Here is a 1,156-nt window from a genome sequence, read left to right on the forward strand (position 1 = left end):
TGAGCCTAGCGTGTGCTTGCGCCTGAGCGGCGGTAAAATGGTGGAATTTAGCGGCAAGCAGTATCTCTACGATACGCAAAAATTCCTGCAATACTACGCCAAGCCCGCTTGATTTTCAAAAGCGCATTAGACTGCAGGAGGCTAGATATATCTTACAAAACGGCGGCACGAAAGCGTCGCAGGCGGCTTTTGACGTCGGATACGAAAGCTCGTCATAGTTCAGCAGGGAGTACGCGAGGATGTCTGCATGCCGCCTAAAGCCCACGCGCAAACATTTCGCGACTAAGAACGAGCAAAAATTTAAAGTGATCGGCTTGGGTAAGCTTTGTAAAATTTCAAAATTTCATTGCGCAATGCAAGCCGAAATAACTGCACAATAAAACAACATCCACAACCGACATAAACCGATCGCAAGGTATTGCTTGCTATCAACGAGGCGGCGTCCGCTACCGAAACGAGGACTCAGTAGGGGAAAACGCGGTGCAAGAATACAGCCTAAACGTAAGAAGATAGACATAATGCAAGAGACCGCTCCGCCGCAAGAAAAATGGATGCGCCCCAGCGATGATTGCCCCCCACTCGCTTGCCGCTGCGCTAAAAGTCATTGTTCATCTTCTTGCTAATTTTATAATTTCAATCGCGTGGCGTTTTATCACGCGACTCGCACAAGCAAAATCAGGCTAATCGAAATGCTTTAGATAAATTTAAATCAAGCTGAAATAGAAAAAATTTTCTTAAAAATAGCTATTTTAGTATCATAAAATTTCATAAAAAATTTATTTACACTGATAAAAACACAATTTTTAATATGCGTCTAATAAGCAAAATAGTAATATTTTTACGATATTAAATTTCAGTAAGAAAGGAGAAAATATGGAATTTTTAATGGTTCTGATGTTTTTCGTCGCAGGTCTTTTGTTGTGGTTTAGACCCGAGAAAAAGCGCGCGGTTATGGGCTTTGGTATCGCAGGCATCGCGATACTCGTCATCATGATGGCATGGGTGAATAAATTTGCCGTCGTGCCTATGGGAAATTTCTAGGAGCGAGCGATGGAAAGTATGCAAGATAAAATGTCTCAAAGCTTCACCCGCAGCACCGAAATTTCTGCGGGCTGGGGCGATGATGAGAAGCTATTTTTCAACCTTTTTGCCCTCG

The 1,156-nt window shown here is 43.1% G+C and carries 1 protein-coding gene; it reads left to right on the forward strand.

Features of this window, described 5'->3' with window-relative positions:
* The first annotated feature begins 873 nt into the window (after window positions 1-873).
* Window positions 874-1,041 (forward strand): hypothetical protein, encoded by a 168-nt coding sequence (locus Q0135_RS02595; protein WP_291938627.1) that lies wholly within the window; start codon window positions 874-876, stop codon window positions 1,039-1,041.
* The last annotated feature ends 115 nt before the right edge of the window (window positions 1,042-1,156 follow it).

The organism is uncultured Campylobacter sp. (assembly GCF_937981295.1).
GTDB lineage: Bacteria > Campylobacterota > Campylobacteria > Campylobacterales > Campylobacteraceae > Campylobacter_B.